Annotated in this window: 4 protein-coding genes and 1 pseudogene; 3 read left to right on the top strand and 2 right to left on the bottom strand. The window is 58.6% G+C overall.

Annotation, left to right across the window (positions count from 1 at the left end; translation table 11 throughout):
* Both IGS51_RS16195 and IGS51_RS16190 read right to left on the bottom strand, forming a co-directional pair.
* Positions 1 to 233 (bottom strand): annotated as a pseudogene (locus IGS51_RS16195) (NAD-dependent DNA ligase LigA); the annotation flags it as partial.
* A gap of 51 nt (positions 234 to 284) precedes the next feature.
* The gene (locus IGS51_RS16190) at positions 285 to 539 is read right to left on the bottom strand and encodes a helix-turn-helix transcriptional regulator (protein ID WP_297079797.1); all 255 of its coding nucleotides are present in this window, start codon (positions 537 to 539) and stop codon (positions 285 to 287) included.
* Between the two features lie 220 nt (positions 540 to 759).
* On the opposite strand from IGS51_RS16190, the gene IGS51_RS16185 reads away from it, so the two are divergent.
* The 3 genes from IGS51_RS16185 to IGS51_RS16175 all read left to right on the top strand — a co-directional run.
* Positions 760 to 942, top strand: a complete 183-nt coding sequence (locus tag IGS51_RS16185; protein WP_297079795.1) for a hypothetical protein — start codon at positions 760 to 762, stop codon at positions 940 to 942.
* Positions 943 to 1,081: 139 nt separating this feature from the next.
* The gene (gene argJ, locus IGS51_RS16180) at positions 1,082 to 2,323 is read left to right on the top strand and encodes a bifunctional ornithine acetyltransferase/N-acetylglutamate synthase (protein ID WP_297079794.1); all 1,242 of its coding nucleotides are present in this window, start codon (positions 1,082 to 1,084) and stop codon (positions 2,321 to 2,323) included.
* A 13-nt stretch (positions 2,324 to 2,336) separates the two neighbouring features.
* Positions 2,337 to 2,649 (top strand): peptidoglycan-binding domain-containing protein (locus IGS51_RS16175; RefSeq protein WP_297079792.1); only part of this gene is annotated, 313 nt, incomplete at its 3' end.

Here is a 2,649-nt window from a genome sequence, read left to right as displayed (position 1 = left end):
TCGCCCACGCGCTGGGTGGGACTGTCGGGCGAAATCAGCGTCGGGTCTGCGGCTTCCAGATCCTGAAGCTCTCGATAAAGCTGGTCATACACGGCATCGGGCAGCGTTGGCGCATCCAGCACGTAATACTCATAGCTGGCCTGGTTCAGCAGGTTCCGCAGTTCGGCGGCCCGCTGCGCTGGCGTGGGGGCTTGGGGAGAAGCAGTTGCAGAATTAGGAGGTTTGGCTGCCACGGTCAGTCTGGGTTAAAAGCGCAGGTTAATGATTCGCTTCTCGATTAGCGATTAGCTTGGTGCAAAGTCATCTGGTAGTTCATCGATCCTTTCAATACCCAATTCTCTACAAAGTGCTTTTAACTGAAGCAGACTCAATTTTGCCTCAGTTTTGCCAGCAATCCAGCGTTGATAAGTGGATCGCGGAATTCCACACCGAATCGCCAACTCATCCTGAGTGAGCTGGGTGCGTTCTAATCGCAAGGCCTCGATTGCCGAAGGGCGATTCTGGAATTGGGCAGCGCTGGCGTTAGTGTCTTCGGGCATTGAGAACAAGGTTTATCCCAACATGAAGCCTCAGGTTGACATATTCAATTTGAAGCTTCAAAATGAGACATAACATTTCTAGGGAAGCTCAACGCCTTGCGGTGAGGGCTTGCCCTGGTTTTAGTGTCTCATTTCTCCCAACAAAAATACTAAGGGCTATTACGACCAGCTTCATCCGTGGGTGGTCTATCGTCTGCTGCCCAATTGTCAAACGATTGCCGTGGCTCGGTTTCGGCAGCGCAACGATGCAGAGATGTATCTAATTGCAGTGCGGCACTTGGTGCAGAATGCACGGTGGGCAATTGCCTTTGATCCACCACCCATGCCAGCGTCAGGGACAGAGCGGCGATCGCCCAATGTTTTGGACGCTTCTGCCAAAGGGAAAGAACGCCAGCGCAATTGAATCCTCCATATACGTTTATGAACGATCGCGCCTACACCGTCTGTTTCTGATTTATCCTTTAGCCTTTGATCCGTAGATTGCAATCCTCCTTTGATCTTTTGATCTATTGAGTTGTTTCCGCATCAAGCAGGGGTTAAACATGGCTGAGTGGCAGGAAATTTCGGGTGGCGTAACTGCGCCAAAGGGCTATCGGGCAGCGGGCATTGCCGCAGGGCTAAAGCCGTCAGGTGCGCCGGATCTGGCGCTGATTTATTCAGAAGTGGAGGCGATCGCCGCTGGAGTCTTTACTACCAGCCAGGTGAAGGCAGCCTGCGTAGACTATTGCCGTCAGCGGCTAGAGGCAAAGGCGACGGCGCGGGCTATTTTATGCAACGCTGGACAAGCCAACGCAGCCACGGGTTCCCAGGGTTGGGAGGATGCCCTGGAAAGTGCCCAGCTTTTGGCGACAGCGCTGAATATTCCAGTCGAGCAAGTGCTGGTGGCTTCGACGGGGGTCATTGGGCAGCGCATCCGCATGGAGCAACTGCGATCGGGCATTCCCAATCTGGTGGCCGCTGCCACGCCCGACGGCTCCGATGCCGCCGCAAAGGCAATTATCACCACCGACTTAGTGACCAAGAGCGTGGCACTGGAAACGACGCTGGACGGTCGCCCGGTGCGAATTGGCGGCATCTGCAAGGGGTCTGGCATGATCCACCCCAACATGGCGACGATGCTGGCCTTTGTCACCTGCGACGCGACCGTTTCGCCCCATCTCTGGCAGCAAATGCTAAGCCGCGCCGCCGATAAAAGCTTTAACCAGATCACGGTAGACGGCGATACTAGCACCAACGACACGCTGCTGGCGCTGGCCAACGGCGAATCGCGCACGCCCGCGATTACCGAGCCGGGCCCCGATGCCGAGCGGCTAGAGGGAATGCTGACGGAGGTGTGTATGCGGATGGCCAAGGCGATCGCCCGCGATGGCGAAGGCGCAACCTGCCTGCTGGAAATTCGAGTCAGCGGCGCACCAGACGACGCAGCCGCCCGCCAGGTAGCCCGCACGATTGCCGGGTCGTCCCTGTTCAAATCGGCAGTGTTTGGGCGCGACCCAAACTGGGGTCGCATCGCCGCCGCCGCTGGACGGGCCGGGGTGCCCTTCGACCAGGGCGAACTCCAAGTCAAGCTGGGCGACTTTTTGCTGATGGATCACGGACAGCCGCTGCCCTTCGATCGCCCCGCCGCCAGCAACTACATGAAGCAAGCCGCCGCTGGGGAATACCTGAAAACCGACACGGTGCTGGTGTCCGTCAGCATTGGCAGTGGCCCTGGGGTGGGCATGGCCTGGGGCTGCGACCTCAGCTACGACTATGTGAAGATTAACGCAGAATATACGACCTAGAAGGGCGGTTCCGATGGACGGACTGACGCTGCGGGCGATCGCCGCCGACACGATGAGCTACGCCATCGACTCGATTCGCAGCAATCGGGCGCTGGTGCAGTCGGTGCAGGCCTCGCTGAATCGGATTGGGCACCCGGTTGGAACCGCCACGGGCGACTGGAACCCCCATACGGAGGTGGCCTACCGCGCCTTCGCCGCCAAACACCAGCTGCCCCCCGACGAGCTATCGCCCCGGTTGGCTAGCCTGCTGCTGAGCCTGCCCACGGTTCACACCCCGCCCGCGCCCAGTCCCACGTCGAGCGCCCAACCTGCCCCAAATCCAACGC

It is taken from the genome of Thermoleptolyngbya sp. M55_K2018_002, from assembly GCF_015295965.1.
GTDB classification, from domain to species: Bacteria; Cyanobacteriota; Cyanobacteriia; order Elainellales; family Elainellaceae; genus Thermoleptolyngbya; species Thermoleptolyngbya sichuanensis.
The sequence above is the reverse complement of the archived record's forward strand: the minus strand, read 5'-3'. Positions and strand labels throughout refer to the sequence as shown.